Source organism: Luteibacter sp. P4_E6, assembly GCF_056401535.1.
This window is the reverse complement of the sequence record NZ_JBFUJE010000034.1, coordinates 1-19,995: the sequence shown is the minus strand read 5'-3', so window position 1 is coordinate 19,995 and position 19,995 is coordinate 1. Positions and strand designations below refer to the sequence as shown.

The following is a 19,995-nucleotide window of genomic DNA, read 5'->3' as shown; positions in this document are numbered from 1 at the left end:
CAGACGCTTGCGTCGAGGAGGCTTGGCAGRCARTCGGCGGAAAGGGAGCGAATTTCYGAAATCARCTGGAACGTTTTTTAATAAAAAAACGCAGCCAAACTCGATTCGAGTTTGGCTACAGTTTAGTTGATTGGAAYGGAAGGTRCGAGACTCCTGCGGGAAWAGCGWGKCMAAGGGAGACCCCRCAGGCGCMARKAGCGCCGRGGAGGCTCCCGGACCGCCCGCGGAAAGCGAGTGCCTGGARTGGAAATCAACGTTCAAACCGCGGACAAACTCGATTTTCATTGAGTTTGGATACAGAATTAATTTAATTAACTATTTTCAGGTTTCCAAGATGAAAAGCGTCTTTCAATAACGCCCGGGCTCTGTCGACGGAATCGCGAGAAGACGTTGGTGAAGTGACTCTGGTCGGCGAAGCCGCATTCGGCGGCGATATCGACCAGGGTCCGGTCGGCGACTTCGAGTAAGGTCTGCGCACGACGCACGCGCTGCTCCAGGCGCCAGTGGGTCGGCGACAGACCGGTACTTGCCTTGAAGGCACGAGAGAAATGGCTGCGCGACACGCTGCAGGCTTCCGCGGCGCGGTGAATCGCCGTGCCAAGGTCCAGCTCGTTCGTCAGGTGGTCACAGGCGACGTGTAGCTGCCAGGCAGCGAGGCAGCCGCGGCTTGTGCGTGACATCGGCGCCGCCGGCCTCGAGGCCGTCTGTTTGAAGGCCTGCAACGCCATCGCCACGTGCTCGTACACCGGGTCATCGGCTGGCTGCTGGTCGCCGATGGAACGCCGAAGGAACGATGAGAGCGCATTTTCGATCGACACGAGTGTGGAGATCATGGACCCCGCCTTACTGGTCGTTTGCGTCAGACGGCCCCTGTATCCCGCCGACAGCAACAGACTAGGATGCAAATTAGGCAAAGGGCATCCTAATTCGGGGCCAGATGCCCATCCGATCGTGGGATCGGCGCTCACACTTTCGTGTCACGACCCGGTACCCATAGCAAGAATCATCCATTTGGGTATTGAACGCTGCCGCCGTTCTTCACAAGATGGGATGTGAACAGGGAGATTCCAGGTGACCGAGCCGATCGATCCGTCTGAAAAGATCCGGGTACTGATCACCGACGATCACCCGATCATGCGGCGTGGCCTGCGCGCGGCGATTACCCAGGAAGCCGATATGGAGCTGGTCGGCGAGGCAGCGGACGGCGCCGAAGCCATCACACTGTTCCGTGACCTTCAGCCGACGGTCGCCCTGCTCGACCTGCAGATGCCTCATGTGGATGGACTGGAAGCCATCGCTGCCATCCGCGGCGAATTTCCCACCGCGACCATCATCGTCTTGACCAGTTACCCCGGAGACGCGCGCGTGATGCGTGCAYTGACCCTGGGTGCCACCTCCTATCTGCTGAAGTCCGCCACGCTGGAGGAGATCATCAAGGCGATCCGTGCCTCGGTGGCGGGTCGGCACGTCGTTGCTTCCGAAGTAGCCCACGAGATCGCCCGGCATGCGGGCTCGGACAACCTCACCTCACGGGAAACCAACGTGCTTCGGCTAGCCGCGGCCGGCCAAAGCAACAAGGCGATCGCCGAAGCGTTGTTCGTCTCCGAAGACACCGTCAAATCGCGCATGCGCAGCATCATGGCCAAGCTGGGCGCGCTCGACAGAACGCACGCCGTAATGATCGCGGTGCAGCGAGGCTTCCTCGACTCATGACCATCGTCCGCGCTTAGCGAATCGTCGACCACCAGCGCCGCCGATACCCGGCATACGCGGTATGTCCGGGCAGCTTGATGTGAATCTCGGTGCCCTCGCCCGGTTCGGACTCCACGCTCAACGTGCCCGCGAGGCGCGTCACGCGCTCACGCAATCCGATCAGACCGAAGTGGCCACTTTCGCGCGCTTTCGCCATGAGCGACTCGTCGAAGCCCGTCCCGTCGTCCGTGATCACCAGCCACAAGGCGTCCTCGGCATAGCTGAGCACGAGGACGACCTTTTCGCCGTGTGAGTGTACGAAGGCGTTACGCAGGGCTTCGAAGGCGATGTCGCGCAGTTCACTCTGACACTCCTTTGCCAGCGCCCGCGGTGTTCCATTCGCTTCCAGCGAGAAAGCCATCCCATGGGCGGCGTGCAGACGGCGGCCTTCGGCAGCGATCTGGTCGTATAGCGCCAACCCGTGGTCCTCGTTACGACGGAGCAACAGAATGCGCTCACGGCCTTCGAGCAGCGCAGCGCGCGTCTGGTCGGACACCTCCAGCATGTCCGAGCGACGATCGCGCGGAATCGTCTCGTCCATCGCCCATGCCTGGAGCGTCAGCATCAGCCCCTGGAAACGTTGCAGCAGCGTGTCATGGATATCGCGGGCGACGGCTTCGCGCTCCTCGGCGCGAATGCGAAGGCTACGTGTCACGGCGTGCGTGCGCCGTTTATGCGCGAGCCAGAGGAGAAGGATCACCGGCAGGATGCCGAGTGCACGGAACCACCACGTCTCGTAGTAAGCAGCCTGCCTGACAATCTGCGCGCTGGCTGTCGTCGTACTGACCACACCGTTCTCGTTGGACGCCGTGACTTCGAAACGGTAGCTACCCGGTGGCACGTTGGTGAAGACCGCTTCCCGCCTCGAGCCCGCTTCCTGCCATGTGTTGTTGTACCCGACCAGGCGATAGCGGAAGCGAACGCGCTCGGGGCGGCTCAGCATCGGCGACGTATAGGACACGCGGAAACTGCGCATGTCGGCGGGCAGCGTGGCTGTCGCCTGAAGGAGCGGGTAGGCCGTATCACCGCTGGTCACGCCCTCGACGTACACCACCGGGATAACGCGGTTCTCCGGAATGCGCCGGGGATCTATCCATGCAAGGCCAGAAGCCGTTTGCGCCCAGAGCAGGCCGTCGGCACTCCGGCGCAGCGTAGGTAAGGTGCGATCGGGATCCGGTGCGCCCGGCAAGCCATCCGTCGCGTCGAACGCGCGGTAGGGAACGAACGTCGCAGGCGCCGCCAGGGCTTTGGAGAGGTCATCCAATGCCACTTCGCGAACCCCGTCGAGCGTCTGGATCCACAAGTTGCCCCCGGCGTCCTTGACCAGGCCGGTAGCCGTCTCGAAGGCATCGTCGTCCAGCGCCCCGATGGACGTGAAGCGTTTGCCGTCGAAGTGCTGGATACCCTCGTCACCGCCGATCCAGACCCCGTCGGGTTCAGCAAGGAGGGCCCTGATCACACCCTTCTGCAGCCCTTGCCGTTCATCGAACGCGGTGGCGACGCCCTGCGCAATGCGCGTAAGGCGCGGTTCTCCCGCGGCACCCACCCAGAGGTTGTCGTGCTCGTCCATCGCAAGGACTTTCGGGCGCAGGCTTACCGTCGTGGCGTCGCTCCAGTCGTGACCGTCCCACACCAGCAGGTTGTGTTCCGGTCGGCTCATGCAGACGAAAACGCGCCCCTGGCTGTCGCTGACGACGCAGTTGTTCGCCGCATGGGGGCCGCCTTCGCGAACCGCGGTGGCTCGTGTGGGTATGCCGTTCGAGATGGACCACAAGGCATCCACCGCGGCCGCCCATACGGTATCGCGCCTGGCATCGAAGAACGTCGCCATGGTGAGCCGCGGGACCTCCGTCTCCAGCCACGACGAAGGAGGGACGAGGCGAAGCAAGGCATGGGTTTCGCTGCCGACCCAGATCGACCCTTCGGCGTCGACCGATGCCGAGACCTCGTGAATACCATCGGGAAGCTTCATCGTCGTAAAGGCCGATCGCCGGAACCGATCCACGCCGTTCTGAGTCCCCACCCAGATGTTGCCTTCGCGATCCCGAATCATCGGCCATGCATAGCTGCCGGTAAGGCCATCCGCGCGGTCCATGAACTCCGCGACCGGTTCGGCGTGCGCGGCCTCGGCACGACGGAGGGCGTCGGGGGAGACAAAGGCGACGGCGCGTGTCGTACTCGTGACCCACACCGCTCCCTCGTCGTCTTCCTGCACCGCGCTGGCGGAAATACTCAAGGGCGCTGCCGTTTCGATGAGCGTCGACCCCTCGACGCGGTAGGTGTACACGGCCAGTCGCGTCGTGATGTACAGCCGGCCGGACGTCCCGCGAAAGATGTACCGGGGCTTGTCGGGGCCGTTGGGAACATCGATGAAAGCCCTGGCGCCACGAGGACGGACCCGGACCTTGCCACCGCCCACCAGCCACAAGGCACCACTCCGGTCGAAGAGTCCGCGACTGGTCGACGCATCGGCCGTATTGGGCTCGACCATCACCCAGGTTCCGTCCTTGAAGCGGATCACGCCTTGGGGAGACACCGCCCACACGCTGCCCTCGGGGTCCGCAAAGAATGAGTGGATCGCGGCGACAGCGCCCTTCGGCTCGTCGAAGTGACTGAGGTGGCCATCCTTGAGCAGTGTGGGGCCGCTGTCCGAATTGGCGATCCAGAGGCCGCCGCCCTGTGCAGGGAAGATCCCGTTCAACTGGGCGGCCCGAAACGCTTCACCGGGCACGGGCCTGAAGGGCCGGAAGGACACGCCATCGAAGCGTGTCACGCCCTTGGTCCCGGTCATCCAGAGGAAACCATCGGCGGTCTGCGCGAGGCTGGCGATATCGCCCGGCGCACCGTCCTGCTTCTGGAAGGCCGTGTGCTGGTAGCTGCCCAGCGACAGGGGCTGGGCGGCGGCGGCCGTGCCCGCGAGCAGCAGCGAGGCAAGGGCACCGAGCCATCGTGACGCACGCACGGATGCATTCATGCCATTGACCCCCGGAACCTGCTGCGTTGACCTACCCAGGTTCCTTGCATGGGTGCCCTCGAAGCAGGGTGCCTGCTTAGGCGGCCTTTGCACAAGTAGTGCTTTTGGTTCCCCGGCGTTTGTACCGCTTTGTATACGGATCGGTGAGGGATACGTAGTGTTTCAAATAGCCGCCTTTCCGGACACGAGGGGCGTCGGGTGCCCTCCATAGACTGTGAACACGCCCACCTATCTATGGAAGATCACAGGAGAACGATGATGTCATCCGCACACGCCCCCACCGCCCGCCGCACCTCCTTCGCCCGAGGCACGCTCGCCATCGCGCTTGGCTTCGCGACGCTCGCACCCTCGGTTTACGCACAACCGGCTGTCACCGGCACGACGAAGGTCGACGAGAGCATCCGTCCCTTCCGTGTCCATGTGCCGCAGGACCAGCTCGACGACCTTCGTCGTCGCATTGCGGAAACACGCTGGCCGGACAAGGAAGTGGTGAAAGACGAATCGCAGGGCGTGCAGCTCGCCCGCGTGCAGGCTCTGGTCAAGTACTGGGGCACCGACTACGACTGGCGCAAGGCCGAGGCGCAGCTCAACGCGTTGCCTGAGTTCGTCACCAACATCGACGGCGTCGACATCCAGTTCATCCATGTGCGCTCGAAGAACCCGCATGCCCTGCCCCTCATCCTGACGCACGGCTGGCCCGGCTCGACCTTCGAGTTCATCAAGACCATCGGCCCGCTCACCGACCCGGTGGCCTACGGTGGTCGCGCGGAAGATGCCTTCGACGTGGTTATTCCTTCGATCCCGGGCTATGGCTTCTCCGGCAAGCCCACGGAACTGGGCTGGAACCCTGAGCGCACTGCGCGTGCCTGGGACGTATTGATGAAGCGCCTCGGCTACAAGCACTACGTGTCCCAGGGTGGCGACCACGGCTCGGTGATTTCCGATGCACTCGCACGTCAGGCACCGAAGGGACTGCTCGCGATCCACCTCAACATGCCTGCCACCATTCCCGGCAACCTGGTCAAGGGCATCAACGCCGGTGACGCTGCGCCAGCCGAACTCAAGCCGGACGAAAAAGAGGCTTACCAGTCACTGAGCAGCTTCTTTGGTCGCAATGCCGCGTACGGCGCCATGATGGTCACGCGCCCACAGACGATCGGCTATTCGCTCTCGGATTCACCCTCCGGCCTCGCCGCCTGGATGTACGAGAAGTTCGGCCAGTGGAGTGACAGTAACGGCGTGGCCGAGAACGCGCTCTCCCGTGACGAGATGCTCAACGACATCACGCTGTACTGGCTGACCAACACCGGTGCGTCGTCGTCGCGCTTCTACTGGGAGAACAACAACAATAACTTCAGCTCGGTCACCCAGCGCACCAACGAGATCAAGGTGCCCGTCGCGATCACGGTCTTCCCGAAGGAGATCTACAAGGCACCGGAAAGCTGGAGCAAGGCCGCCTACCCGAGCCTTTACTACTACCACCAGGTGAGCAAGGGCGGCCATTTCGCTGCCTGGGAGCAACCGCAACTCTTCGCCGAGGAATTGCGCGCCGCGTTCAAGTCCGTTCGCTGAGAAACCCTGATAGAAACGATCTCTTGTAGGAGCCGATTCATCGGCGAAATGGCGTCGCGATATCCCGCCAATGACGCCTGATCCTTTCGCCGATGAATCGGCTCCTACAACAGCGGGCCGATCCAAGGGTTTCCGATACCGTTGGCGCTTGCTCAGAAATTCCAGCGGACGCCGAGGTTCACCGCGTTACTGGTGGTGTGCGAGGCGACATCCGCGTTGTAGTACACGAACGTGCTCGCCTTCGGCGTGATGTCGAAACTCACGCCCACACCTGCCTGCCAGTGGTTCTGCACCGGTCGCGAACCCTGTACCACGAAGCTGTCCGACGGCTCGCCGGCGAAGGCGTTGTTCACCGACACCGTGTCGTTCTTCGTGTTGTGCAGGTAACGCACCAGAACGATCGGATGCAGGCGCGTCCCTTCCACGCCCAGGTCGACATCACCGATCAATCGCGCGCCCACGCCGTACTGCATGCTGCTCGCATCGCTTCGCCCCACCCTCAGGTCGGCGTCACCGGCGTTCTTCTCGGTGAACGAGTCGTACTTGACCTTGGTGTAGTAAGCGCCAGCGAACGGCTCCAGATGCATGGCGTGGCCGAGATCGAAGCGGTAGCCGCCTTCCAGCGCGGCGTTGGTCGTCTTGCCGTTGTAATGCCCGGTCGCCTGCGGATCATAGGGACCGACAACGATTCGGCGGTTGCTGTCGGCATTCTGCCAGCCATACGACGCCAGGCCCTCCACCCACCACTGTTGCTGATTGAAGTAGAGCGCGTGCAGGCCGATCGACGCCTGGTCCACGTCGGTATAGTCGCCGCGACTGTTCACCTCAGTGCGGGAGTTGGCGAAGTTGGCGTGCACACCGAGGCGAAGGTCAGGCGTTACCGGCGCATCGGCGCCGATGATCACGCCGTGGATGCGGTAATCGGTGTGGGCCGCGTCGGTGCTGCGGTCGAAATCGCTACTCGAGGTATACGGCTCGGCCCAGACCGCGGATCCTTGCTCACCCGTATCGCGCTGCAGCTTCAGCCGATAGAACAGCGTGTCCTGGTACTGACCCTGCCCGCTCAGTTCCGCATTCGCCGCCGACGCGTAGGTTTCACCGGAGAGCGAATCGAACGCCTTGATGGCCTGGTCGGCACGTAATCCGCGTGCGTAACCCAGCAAGGTCGGCAACGGGTTACCGCCCGAGGTAGCAATCTGCTGTAGCGCCGCCGCCACGCTCTGCTGGTTTCCGTTGAGGCCGGGGAACTGGTCGAACGGCGTACCGCCGGTACCCTGGCCACTGCCGGCCTGGCTCAACGTGAGGATCAACTGGTTCCCTTGCTGCGTGACGCTCGCATCGAGGAAGGGCAGCGTGTTCTGGGTGACGCCGGCGTAGGCGCCGGTGATGCCGCCGCTCGCATTGACGACCGTGTAGCTGGTGGTCGGCCCGTACGTGCCCGCCGAAGGCGTGGACACCAGCTGGCCACCGAGGGTCGCGCCGCCGTTGACGTTGATGCTGTCGCTGGTGCCGCCGCTGTTGCTGCGTATCTCCGTGGTCGAGCCCGCACCGAGGGTCAGTCCGCCGACGGTCAGCACCGAGCCGGGCGTTCCCGTACCCGCCGCCGCACCTGTCGCACCATTGACGCCGCTCGGCGCCACCGTGCCGTTCACCGTGACCGGACCGGTAATCGTGCCGCCACCGACCAGGCCGCCACCCGCGTTGATCGTGGCGGGGCCGCCGAGGTTGCCGTTCACCACCAACGTGCCGCCGATGGTGCTGCCACCGGCGAAGGTCACCGATGTTCCACTGTCCACCGACAACGTACCCGCACCGACCGTGAGATTGGTGATGTCGTTGAACGAGCCGCCCGGCAGGGTGGCTTCACCCGTGCCCGTGATGTTGAGCGTGGAACCCGGCGCCGTACCGTTGACCGTGCCCGTCACGCCTGGCAGATCCCCGTAACCGATATTGATGCTGCTGCCGCCGCCGAGATTCACCGTGCCGCCGATCGGTCCGGCCACGGTGACCGCGTTGCCGCTGCCGTCCAGGTTCAGGGCGCCGCTTGCGCCGACCGAGATGCCACCGGTGTAGGGATTGCTCGCATTGAGGATGCCGCCGTTGACCGTCAGGTCGCCGCTGAAACCAGCGAGTGACCCCCCCAGGTTGAGCGTGCCCGTGCCTTCCTTGTCGAGACCGCCGGTGCCGCTGAGACTTCCGTTCAAGGTGAGATCGTCCGGGCCCTGCACGGTGACGCCGTTGCTGCCGACGGTGACGTTGTTACCGAGCGTTACCGCCGCGCCGGCCTGCAACGCGGCGCCGTTGATGGCGAGGTCACCGGTACCCAGTGCCGCATTGCTGCCGACGACCAACGTGCCACCGTTGACGGTAGCGCCGCCGGTGAAGGTATTGCTGCCGTTCAACGTAAGCGTGTCGGCACCGTTCTTTACCAGGCCACTGGCGCCGGAGATGACGCCATCCAGCGTGAGGTTGTTGCTTCCCGGAAGGGTCAATGTCGCGTTGAGGGCGATGTCGTTCGCGAGTGAGGTGGCCACCGTCGCATCCAAGGAAGCCGCGCCGTCCACCGCGAGTGCACCCGTGCCGAGCGCCGCATTGTTGCCGACACTCAGGCCGCCGGCATTCAAGGTCACCCCACCGCTGAAGCTGCTCGCGCCGCCCAGTGCCAGTGTGCCGGCACCATCCTTCACCAGGCCACCGGTGCCACCGATGCTGCCGTCGAACGCCGTATTCGCCGCGCCACCCAGCGTGAGGTTATTGCCACCGAGCGCGATCGTGCTGCCGGTGACGCCTGCCAGCGTACCGATGGTCTGGTTGCCGCCCGCCGAGATATCGAATGTGCCGGTGCCGGTCAGGTTCACCGGGCCCGTCGAAGCCAGGCTGCCGCCGGCACCGATCGCCAGCGTACCGCCGTTGATGTTGGTACCACCGGTGTACGTATCCGCTGCGGTGAGGGTCAGCGTGGCCGCGCCGTTCTTGGTCAGGCTGCCCGCACCGGTGATCGTGCCGCCGAGCGTCAGGTCGTTACTACCCAGCACGGTCAAACCCGCGTTCAGTGCGACGGTGTTGGCCAGCGTGATCGCGCTGGTGGTGTCGAGGGTCGAGGTGCCGCCGCCGACCGTCAGGCCACCCGTGCCCAGCGCCGCGTTGTTGCCGACGGTCAGGCCGCCCGCATTGAGTGTGACGCCGCCGCTGAAAGTGTTCGCACCACCAAGCGTCTGCGTGCCCGGGCCGTTCTTCACCAGGGAGCCGGTACCGGCAAGGATGCCGTCGAAGTTCGCGTTGCCGACACCGCCGAGGGTCAGTGCATTCGCGCCCAGCGTCACTGTGCTGCCGGCGACGCCGTTCAGTGCGCCGATGGACTGGTTACCGCCGGCCGAGATGTCGAAACCGGTACCGGCCGCCGTCAGGTTCACYGCGCCCGTAGAAACGAGGCTGCCGCCCGCGCCGATTGCCAGCGTTCCTACATTGATGGTGGTGCCGCCGGTGTAGGTATTCGCGCCGGTCAGCGTTTCCGTGCCGGTGCCCACCTTGATCAGGCCACCCGTGCCGGCGATGGATCCGCCGAAGGTGCCGTCCGTCGGACCGCCGACGATCAGCGAGTTGCCGCCGAGATTCACCGCGCCATTGCCAGTGAGCGTGCCGAACGTCTGCGTGCCGTTGCCGGCCGACAGATCGAACGTCGCGCCTGCTACGACGTTCACGACGCCATTGGCATACAGGCTCGCGCCTGCGCCAAGGGCCAGCGTGCCCGCGTTGATGCTCGTCCCACCGGTGTAGGTATTCGCGCCATTCAAGGTCAGCGTGGCCAGGCCCTCCTTGGTCAGGCCGCCGGCGCCGGAAAGGTTACCGTTCAACGTCAGGTCGTTCGTGCCGACCACCGTCAGGCCGGCGTTGAGCACGATGTTGTTCGCCAGGGTGATCGCGCTGGCGGAGTCCAGCGTCGATGCGCCCCCTACCGTCAGGGCGCCCGTGCCGAGTGCCGCGTTATTGCCGACGATCAGGCCGCCCGCATTCAGCGTGACGCCGCCGGTGAAGCTATTCGCGCCACCGAGCGTCTGTACGCCGGTGCCATTTTTCACCAGTCCGCCACTGCCACCGATCGACCCGTTGAAGGTGGCGTCCGTTGCGCCACCCAGCGACAGCGTGTTGCCCCCCAGTGCGACCGCACTACCGGCGACACCCGCCAGCGAGCCGATCGTCTGGTTGCCGCCTGCCGAGATGTCCAGGGTGCCCGTACCGGTGAAGTTCACTGCGCCCGTCGATGCCAGGCTACCGCCGGCGCCTATCGCCAGCGTGCCGCTGTTGATCGTCGTGCCACCGGTGTACGTGTTCGCACCGGTCAACGTGACGGTCGCGGCGCCGTCCTTGGTCAGGCCGCCGGCGCCCGATATCGCGCCGCCGAGGGTCAGCGCGTTGGTGCCGAGCAGGTCGAGGTCGGTGCCGCCCGTAAGGCTGATGGTGTTCGCGATCGTGAGCGCTGCGTTGGTATCCAGCGTGGCGTTGCCGCCGACGGTCAGCGCACCCGTACCCAGCGCACCGTTGTTGCCGAGCAGCAGGCCACCGGCATTCAGGGTCACACCGCCCGTGAAGAGGTTCGCGCCGCCGAGTTCCTGGACGCCGGCGCCATTCTTTACCAGGCCACCGGTTCCGGCGATCACGCCATCGTAGTTTCCGTTACCGACCCCACCGAGCGTCAGCGTGTTAGCGCCGAGCGTCACGGTGCTTCCGGTTACACCGTTCAACACACCGATCGACTGGTTACCGCCCGCCGAGATATCGAAGCCGGTACCCACGGCCGCGACGTTGACCGCACCGTTGGCGGCAAGGCTGCCGCCGGCGCCGATCGCCAGCGTGCCCGCGCTGATCACGGTGCCGCCCGTGAACGTGTTGCTGCCGGTGAGGGTTTCCGTGCCGGCACCCTCCTTGATCAGTCCACCCGTCCCGGCGATCGAGCCGCTGAAGAGGCCGTTGGTGGGACCACCGATGGTGAGCGTGTTCGCACCAAGGTTGACCGTGCCGCCACCGCTGAGGGTGCCGAAGATTTGCGTGCCGTTACCCGCGGAGAGGTCGAAGGTCGCACCTGCCAGCAGATTCACGACGCCGCTGTTGGTGAGGCTGCCGCCCGCGCCCAGCGCCAGTGTGCCGGCGTTGATGTTCGTGCCGCCGGTGAAGGTGTTTACGCCGTTCAGGGTCAGCGTCGCCAGGCCGTCCTTGGTCAGGCTGCCCGTGCCGGCAATGTTGCCGTTGAGGATCATCGCGTTGCTGCCCAGCACGGTCAGGCCCGCGTTGAGTGCGATGGTGTTCGCCAGGGTCACGGGACCGCTGGCGTCGAGTGTCGCCGCACCGTTGACCGTCAGGGCACCTGTGCCGAACGCGGCATCGTCACCGGCGACCAACCCGCCGGCATTGATCGAAAGGCCGCCGCTGAAGGTGCTCGCGCCGTCGAACGTTTGCACACCCGCGCCCGCTTTCACCAGCGCGCCGTTGCCGCTGATGGCACCCGCGAAGGTCTGGTTGGTGGCGTCGCCGAAGTTCAGGGTGTTGCCACCCAGCGAGATGGTGCTACCCGTGACGCCGGAGAGCGCGCCGATGGTCTGCGTGCCGGCGGCGGAGATATCCAGTCCGGCGCCCGCACCGGCCAGCGTCACCGAGCCGCTCGCGGCCAGACTACCGCCGGCGCCGAGCGCCAGCGAGCCAGCGTTAATGGTCGTGCCGCCGGTGAACGTGTTGGCACCGGACAGCGTGAGTGTCTCGGTGCCGTTCTTGGTCAGACTACCCGCGCCCGTGAGGGCACCGGCAAGAGTCAGCGCATGGCTGCCCAGCTCGGTGAGGTTCGCGCCCGCCGCGAGTGAGATATTGTTGGCCACGCTGAGCACCGCACCGGTGTCCAGCGAGGCGCTGCCGCCCACATTCAGCGCACCCGTACCCAGCGCGTTGTTGTTGCCGAGCAGCAGGCCGCCGCCATTGAGGTTCACGCCGCCGCTGAAGGTGTTGGCGCCGTTCAACGAAAGCAACGAGGGGCCATTCTTGGTGAGGCTTCCGGTGCCGGATACGACACCACCCAGGGCGACGTCCTGGCTCCCCAGCAGGTTGAGCGAACCGCCGCTGAGGATGACGCCGTTACCCAGGCTGACCGCCGCGCTGCTGTCGAGCGTCACCGCGCCGCCCACGGTCAGCGCACCGGTGCCGAGGGCACCGCTGTTACCGAGCAGGAGGCCACCGCCGTTCGCGGTCAGACCGCCCGTAAACGTGTTCGCGCCATTCAACGTCAGCAGTGAGGCACCGTTCTTGGTGATGCTGCCGGTCCCTGCGATCGCGCCGCCGAGGGTAAGGTCCTGCGTGCCCGGCAAGGTCAATGCGCTGCCCGCATTGAGATTCACGCTGTTGGCGACGTTAAGCGCGGCCGTGCCGTCCAACGTCACCGCGCCGCCGACATTCAACGCACCGGTTCCGAGTGCATTCGCATTGCCGAGAAGCAATCCGCCCGCGTTGACCGTCGTGCCACCGGTGAAGGTATTTGCGCCGTTCAACGTGAGTACCGACGCGCCGTTCTTGGTCAGGCTGCCCGTGCCCGACACCACACCGCTGAGCGCCACGTTCTGGCTGCCGAGCAGGTTCAGCGCGCCACCGGCGAGGTTGACGTTGTTGCCGAGGCTGAGGGCCGTCGTGCTGTCGAGGGTACCCGGGCCGCTCACGGTGAGCGTACCGGTACCGAGCGCACCCGCATTGGCGAGCAACAGGCCACCCTGGTTGAGATTCACGCCGCCGCTGAAGGTGTTCGCACCGCCAAGCGTCTGTGTACCGGCGCCTGTCTTCGTGATGGCGCCTGTGCCGGAGATGATGCCGGCAAAGGTCTGGTTGGTTGCGTCGCCGAACGTCAGCGTGTTCGCACCCAGGGAGATCGTCGTGCCTGCCACACCGGACAAGGCGCCGATGGCCTGGTTGCCGGCTGCCGAAATATCGAAGCCTGCACCCGGTGCGCTGAGGGTGACCGCGCCGGTCGCCGCCAGTTGACCACCCGCTCCCAGCCGCACGGTGCCCGCGGCGATGTTGAGGCCGCCGGTAAACGTGTTGGCACCGCTAAGGGTCAACGTGGAGGTACCCGACTTGATCAGGCCACCCGTGCCCGCGAGTACGCCGCCGAAGGTCAGTGGCTGACCGCCGAGGACGTTCAACGACGCGCCGGCGCCGAGGTTCATGTTGTTGGCGAGGTTGAGCGCCGTCGTACCATCCAGCGTGACCGCACCATTGACACTCAGGGCACCGCTGCCGAGTGCGCCGCTGTTGCCCAGAAGCAGGTCGCCCGCGTTCGCCGTCACACCGCCGGTGAACGTGTTCGCGCCGTTCAACGTGAGCAGGGTCGCGCCGTTCTTCACCAGGTTGCCTTGCCCGGAGAGGATGCCGTTGAAGACCAGCGGCTGGCCGCCGAGGAGGTTCAGCGAACCGGTGCTGCCGAGGTTGACGTTGTTGGCGAGCGACAACGGCGCGGTGCCATCGAGTGTGACCGAGCCGCCGACGCTGAGCGCGCCACTGCCGATCGCGTTCGCGTTGCCGAGCAGCAAACCACCGCCGTTCAAGGCAACACCGCCCGTGAAGCTGCTGTTGCCGCTGAGCGTTTGTATGCCGGCTCCCACCTTGACCAGCCCGCCGGTGCCAGCGATCGCTCCCGAATAACTCGTGTTGCCGATCCCACCGAGGGTCAGCGACTTAGCTCCGAGGTTCGTCGTACCCGAACCCGCCAGCGAACCGATGGATTGATCGGCCGCCGCCGCAGAGATATCGAGGCTGGTACCCGCACCGAGCGACATGGCCTGCGTCGCCGACAACACGCCGCCCGCGCTGACGGCGAGGGAACCGCCCGTGAGGGAGAAGCCGCCGGTCATGCTGTCGACGCCGCCGAGCGTCAGTGTGCTCGCGCCCTGCTTCACCAGCGTGCCGGCGCCCGAGAGCGCGCCGTTCAACGTCATGGCCTGGTTGCCGAGGAGGTTGAGCGTTCCTCCGCCATTAACGACGACGTTGTTGGCGAGATTGAACGCACCCGTGGTGTCGAGCGTGGCGTTGCCGCCGACGGTCAAGGCACCCGTACCCAACGCACCCGCGTTACCTAGCAACAGGCCGCCGGCATTCAGATTCACGCCGCCAGTAAACAGGTTCGCACCGCCCAGGGTGACGACCGCGGTATCGGTGACGGTCAGGCCACCCGCACCGGAGATCACGCCGCCGAGCCCGAATGCGTTGGTACCAGCAAGCTCGAGGTGACCCGACGTGAGATTGATGGCATTCGCCAGCGACAGACCTGCTGTCGATGCGGCGATGGCGCCGCCCTTGGCCGTCATCGGCTGGCTGCCGAAGACGCCGGCGTTATCGAAGTTGACCAGGCCGTCATTGATCGTGGCGTCATCCGTAACAGCCGCACCCTGAAGATTCCACGTACCGCTGTTCACCACCAGGTGCTGGAAGTGGAGGTAGTTCGCGGCGTTGATCGTGGAGACGGCACCGCCGGTACCTGCGCCTGTACCGGTCGCGGAGTTCTGCAGAACGAGGAGATTGTTCGTGCCGAGCCCGCCGTCCACGATGCCCGCGCCCGCAAGACTGATGTTGAGCGTGAGGATGACAGCGTTGAGGCTGATGCCGTTATTCACAACGCTCGACCCGCTGACCGCGGTGAACGTGTTGCCTGTGGACGTGTCGCCCATGTAGAGGCTGCCGTTGATGGTGCCGGCATTGATGAACGTATTGCCGGCCCCCGGCGTATTCGACGCACCGAAGCCAATACGACCGGTAATGCTCTTGCCCGCGGAGTTGATGAAGTTCGTCTGCCCACCGCCGTAGGTCAGGATCGTTGGTGCATCCGCGGTCGTGAACCCATTCAAACCGAGAATCTGCATCCCGAACGTTCCGTCGTTCGTGATGTTGGTGACACCGCCAGTCGCGTTCTGCACCGTCAGTGACTGGCCACCGATACTGAGAAGGGAAAGGGCGTTGACCAGGCCGTTGATGTTGCCGCCAGCGAGGTTGTGCACGTTGATCGTGTTGCCGCCGACCGTGTTGTTACCGAGCACCGCACCTGATGCGGCCAGACTCAGACCGCCGTTGAGCGCCGGGTCGATCGTGCCCGAGTTGTCGAGGGTAATGCCATTGCCGGAGAGGGTGAGCGCGCTGCCGCCGAGCAAGGGCGGCACGCTGACCACCGCGCCGGTGTTCACGGTCATCGTGACTCCGTCCGTCGAGCTCGCAACGTTGTTGGTATTCGATCCCGTGGGGCAGGTGATGGTCACACCGGCCGTGGTACATGCGGCGTGGGCGGTGCCGCTGAACAAGGGCATCGCCAGCATCGATGCCAGGGCGAGATAAATACCCCTGCTGAGTGAATTACGACGAATGCTTTCCACCTGACGCTTATTCATACCACCCCCGGTAAGTCCGGCCCACTCCCGGATTCCGGGAATGCCGGCCGCACTTCAGCGACGACACCAGTTTCCTGGGCCGCTAAAAAAATAGACGTCTGAATGAACGACGCCGGATTGGCCTGTGCATGAGGCCGACGTGCGCGGTCAGCCTATGCGAGCGCTCTCAGGGGTGAGTGCACAAATCCGGCGAGGGGTTTTAGCGTGTTTTCAAGGTGCCGCGAACGCGTGCACCTTTTCCTGCGTTGTCTACAAATACGGCAGGAGCCGACCATTTATTGGCGCGACGTTCGGGCGGCGATCGGAATCAAACATGAGCAAGAACGCGCTCGCCAGCGCATTTTCGCGCCGTGTTGACCTTTCAAGGCCCGGACGCGGCGACACCTTGACGCCATAGCGGGGATTCGATCTTTGCCGAATATCGCTGTCGATAAGCAGGTAATTGCAACCCGCATCCCCGCGAATCCCCCCGCTTTCCTGTAGGAGCCGATTCATCGGCGAAGGGTCTGGCCCTGTTGCAGGGTTGTCGCGAGGCCGTTCGCCGATGAATCGGCTCCTACAGAGAGTGTGTCGGGTATTTACTGGAGGAGTCGGTTGATCTCTTCGATATCCTTCAGTTCCGCCCCGCCCACGCTACGCTTGAGCAGCAACTTGTTGAGAATGAAGTTGTGACGAAGCGAGGTGTACTGCGTGCGGATCTCGGCGAGGATCTGAATGGCCACGACGACGTTGGTCAGGCTCTGCGTACCGATGTCATAGCCGGCACGCATCGATGCCAGGGCCTTCTTCGCCGAGTCGACCGCGTCGCGCGAGTCGCTGACCTGGCCGATGCCGGCGACCACGAGGTTGAAGTAGTTGGTCGTATCGCGCGCGGTCTGGCGGCGGACACTTTCCAGATCGCTCTGGTCCTCGTCACGCTGGTGAATAGCCTGGCGAACCTGCGACTGGGTCAGGCCACCGCTGAACAAGGGAACGGTCAGCACCAGACCAATGGTCGTGCTTCCGGGACCGTAGTTGGAGCGACCGGGAACCGTGTTCGACCACTGGCCATTCTTGTCATAGCCCACCGCCGCGTTCAGCGTGGGCAGGTGGCCGCTGCGTGCCGCGTTGATCGAGTGCTCGTCGGCGCTAACCAGATGGTTGGCGGCGATCACGGACGGATTCTGGCGCATCGCCTGGTCGACCCAGGCAGCGGCGGTATCCGGTGTCGGCGTCTCCATGGGCAGGTCTTCGCGCAGCGTCTTCAGCGTGCCCGGCTCCTTCCCGGTCAGCTGCTGGAGCGCACGGCGTGCGTCGCGCAAGGTATTTTCCGCATCGACACGCTGGGATTTGATGAGCAGGTAGTACGCGCGTGACTGCGTCAGGTCGGCTTCCGGCGCCAGCCCCTGCGCGAAGAGCGTGGTGGCCTGATCGAACGACTGCTTGTATGCGTCCTCGTAGGAGCGGGTGATCTCGACCTGATCCTGCGCGACCAGCACGTTGAAGTACGCCGTCGTCGAGCGGACGTAGAGATCCTGCAGCTCGCCTTCGTACGTGGCTTCCTGTGCTTCCTCGGTCTGCTTCGCCTGCCGCTCGCGGGCGAACTTGGAAAGATCGAGCACGGTCTGGTTGAGCGACAGCGACAGATCGCGCTCGCGACTGTGGCCGTCGCCCGTGCCTGTCACCGGTACGTTCTCGTTGCTGTTGTTATCCGGCCCCGAATAGCTCGGGTGAAACTGCTGCAGGCTCAGTCCGGCCGAGAGTTGGGGCAGCAGCGCGGCACGCGCCTGCGGTACTCCTTCGGCGACGACAAGGCGGCGCGCATCGGCGCTGGCCAGCACGGGGTCGTTGGCGACCGCCTCGCGATAGATGTCCATGAGGTCTTCCGCGTGAGCTACCGCGGGAAGGCCGGTCATCGTGAGCAGGCCGGCAAGAGCCGCCGACAAAAGCCTGGTTTGCATGGTTGGGGTTCCCTTGAGCACCGATTGAGCTTGGYGACCGGCAGTGCAAGTAGCGTGCCGGGGCTCGCGCGGCGCCGGACGGTGTCCCGCAACGGCTCTGGTGCTGACTCTCGTCGCGGGTCGACACGCGATGGAAGGGAAGCGAGGGTGTCCGCGGACGCTAGCCGGCGGACACTGGCGGTCAGTAGCGTGCTGGCTGCGTTGTCCACCTTGGCAGGCTGGTCAGCGATGCGGGTTGTCGACTCCAACCTTGCCGGGAAGCAGGCGAAATATCGTCCAGGGCCTTCAACTGAAGATGGAGGCCAGCGTGCCCATGGCACCAATAGCGACGAAGGACCAGGCGAGCACGAGTTGCCACGCTGACCAGAAGCGGAAGGCACCGCCGCCCGGATAACTTGCCTGCGCCGCCGTTCGACGAGTGAGCAGATACGCATACGTCCCGACAATTGCCGTCGAACCCAGCCAGGCCAGAATAGTCGACCCGATAAGGGCTCTCTCGACGAGGCACCACGCGAACACGGCCGCGATGATTCCGACGCGCGCGGCGACCCCGTAGTTCCATACCAACTCACGTTGCGACGGCGGGGCGTTAGCTGCGATATAGGTCCGCCGAAGAGCGATATCGTCGAGCGATTCAGCATGCTCGCCGCGCTCTATCAACTCATCGCGCAGCGCTGTCTCGGCCCAGTCCGTTCGACCGTCCGTCGACCAGAGCTCCCTAAGCACTTCCGTGTCGGTTTCGGCAAACCGGCGTCGTGCGTTCTCTAGAAGCGTGCTTTCCGGTGACATCGCTTACTCCCTTTGGCAGCCGGCGATTCCGTCTCTGCCATGCACTCTTGTGTCCACTGCTTCGCGTGCGCCTGGCGAATCGCGAAAGCCCCCTGTTACACCGTGCGGAAGTTTGCAGCCGGCATTGCACATCGTCAAGCTGACGCGGGACACGCATGCTTCTTCTATACCTGGAATGGCTGGTCCGGTTATCCCGCGTTACTTGCTCCCTTTTTCGCTCTACCCGCTATCGGGGACGTCCCGCTGCGATCCACCGAACCGTCGCCTCTTCGGACAGGCGATATCGTGCATTGTTATAAGGCTGCAGCGAGTTCAACCTTTCGCTTAGCATTTTGACGAACTGCGCTTCGTCTTCGGCATTCAAGCCTTGCGCCTTTACCGCGTCGCCGAACGACTGGCCGTCGGCAACGATCCGACCGACGGCAGAGGTCAGTGCATCCCGGAAACGAATCGCCAGGGGATTGGGCGCGCCCGTTGACTGGATCACGGCCTTGTATCGCAAAATCGACCGTTCGTACGTCCACACGAACAAGTCGATCGCGGCACTCACGTCGTTGAACTCGTACACGCCCATCATGGCTAGTGCATAGTCACTGCGATCGACATCCATGAAAGCCAACGGTGCGCAGTTGTACAGCGTCAACGGGATGTTCGCCGAGATGCGGCTCGTCCTCTTGTTGCCGTCGACGAAGGGCTGCAGGTAAGCGATCTGTACCCAAAGGAAGAAGGCGGCCTCCACGGGATTGGGTATGTCGCGCGCCTTGTCGACGATCTTGACGAGTAACTCTTCGACGACTTGGGCGATCTGCAGTGGGACAAAGGTCGTGCCCGCGATGTACACGGGTGTTTCGCGGATGGCTCCCAGCTGGTTGTCGTCCAGCAACTCGCCCATCAGAAGCGTATGGATATTCCGCACCGTGCTGACCACCAAGCCACGAAGCGGAGCTTCGGCGACGAGGTACTCGATGGCACGCTTGTGGTTGAGCAACATCAGCGTGTCTGTGTCGCTGCCCTCTGATCCCTGCTGGAAAAGATGCTTGGTATCCAGCAAGGAATAGGTGTTGCCTTCGAGCTTCGACGATGACCAGGAGAGCTCTACAAGCAGTTGGTCGAGCACCTTCCTCGCATAGGTGCCCGCGGGTTGCTGATCGGGCAGGCGACCACGGGCCAGAAGATCTTCCACGATGACCTTGGGCAACAGAGCGTCGACACCCGGCCTATAGTCATCGAGGAGTTCACGGCGGTACGCAATGGGCTGCCGGGTGTGCAGAGGTGCCTCTAGCTTCTGCAAGAGCGCGACCGACTCCGGGGACCAGGGAATGGCCCTCGTCTGCCAGCGGCTCGCAGACGTTCGCGCGGCTTCGCCGCCCGCTGTTCCCGTAACCGTGCCGTTTACCAGGGAGTAACGTGTCGCGCGGCCCTTACCCAGAACGATGACATCGCCGCTTTGGGTCAACTGAGCCAGGAGGCGCCTTGCCGTGGACGCTGAGATACCAGTCTGTTCGGCCAATTCCGATACGGCTATCGCTGCCAGCCCCGCCCTGGCGAGATGACTCATTAC

General features: G+C 64.3%; 8 protein-coding genes. 2 read left to right on the top strand and 6 right to left on the bottom strand.

The features are described 5' to 3' along the window. Positions 1-311: 311 nt before the first annotated feature. Positions 312-833, bottom strand: a complete 522-nt coding sequence (locus tag AC1DT2_RS04220) for a helix-turn-helix domain-containing protein (RefSeq protein WP_477294578.1) — start codon at positions 831-833, stop codon at positions 312-314. 238 nt (positions 834-1,071) lie between these two features. Between AC1DT2_RS04220 and AC1DT2_RS04215 the strand changes: the two genes are divergently transcribed. Then, the gene (locus AC1DT2_RS04215; protein WP_197478261.1) at positions 1,072-1,713 is read left to right on the top strand and encodes a response regulator transcription factor; all 642 of its coding nucleotides are present in this window, start codon (positions 1,072-1,074) and stop codon (positions 1,711-1,713) included. A gap of 13 nt (positions 1,714-1,726) precedes the next feature. Here the strand turns inward: AC1DT2_RS04215 and AC1DT2_RS04210 are convergent, their stop codons facing one another. Further along, on the bottom strand, positions 1,727-4,726 hold the full coding sequence (locus AC1DT2_RS04210; protein ID WP_477294576.1) for a sensor histidine kinase: 3,000 nt from the start codon (positions 4,724-4,726) through the stop codon (positions 1,727-1,729). A gap of 255 nt (positions 4,727-4,981) precedes the next feature. On the opposite strand from AC1DT2_RS04210, the gene AC1DT2_RS04205 reads away from it, so the two are divergent. Then, entirely contained in the window at positions 4,982-6,298 is a 1,317-nt protein-coding gene (locus AC1DT2_RS04205; RefSeq protein ID WP_477294574.1) for an epoxide hydrolase family protein, read from the top strand. 152 nt (positions 6,299-6,450) lie between these two features. Here the strand turns inward: AC1DT2_RS04205 and AC1DT2_RS04200 are convergent, their stop codons facing one another. The 4 genes from AC1DT2_RS04200 to AC1DT2_RS04185 all read right to left on the bottom strand — a co-directional run. Continuing rightward, the gene (locus AC1DT2_RS04200; RefSeq protein WP_477294572.1) at positions 6,451-15,705 is read right to left on the bottom strand and encodes an autotransporter-associated beta strand repeat-containing protein; all 9,255 of its coding nucleotides are present in this window, start codon (positions 15,703-15,705) and stop codon (positions 6,451-6,453) included. 578 nt (positions 15,706-16,283) lie between these two features. After that, positions 16,284-17,645: a TolC family outer membrane protein gene (locus tag AC1DT2_RS04195; RefSeq protein WP_063573451.1), complete on the bottom strand. Its 1,362-nt coding sequence runs from the start codon at positions 17,643-17,645 to the stop codon at positions 16,284-16,286. A gap of 285 nt (positions 17,646-17,930) precedes the next feature. After that, a complete protein-coding gene (locus AC1DT2_RS04190) occupies positions 17,931-18,434 on the bottom strand; it encodes a hypothetical protein (RefSeq protein WP_477294570.1) in 504 nt (167 codons plus the stop codon). A gap of 226 nt (positions 18,435-18,660) precedes the next feature. After that, positions 18,661-19,995, bottom strand: a 1,335-nt coding sequence (locus tag AC1DT2_RS04185; RefSeq protein ID WP_477294568.1) for a Fic family protein, incomplete at its 5' end; no start/stop codon positions are given.

Coding starts and splice junctions, on each gene's coding strand:
- AC1DT2_RS04220 (WP_477294578.1), bottom strand. CDS start 833: ATGATCTCCACACTCGTGTCGATCGAAAATGCGCTCTCATCGTTCCTT.
- AC1DT2_RS04210 (WP_477294576.1), bottom strand. CDS start 4,726: ATGAATGCATCCGTGCGTGCGTCACGATGGCTCGGTGCCCTTGCCTCG.
- AC1DT2_RS04205 (WP_477294574.1), top strand. CDS start 4,982: ATGATGTCATCCGCACACGCCCCCACCGCCCGCCGCACCTCCTTCGCC.
- AC1DT2_RS04195 (WP_063573451.1), bottom strand. CDS start 17,645: ATGCAAACCAGGCTTTTGTCGGCGGCTCTTGCCGGCCTGCTCACGATG.
- AC1DT2_RS04190 (WP_477294570.1), bottom strand. CDS start 18,434: ATGTCACCGGAAAGCACGCTTCTAGAGAACGCACGACGCCGGTTTGCC.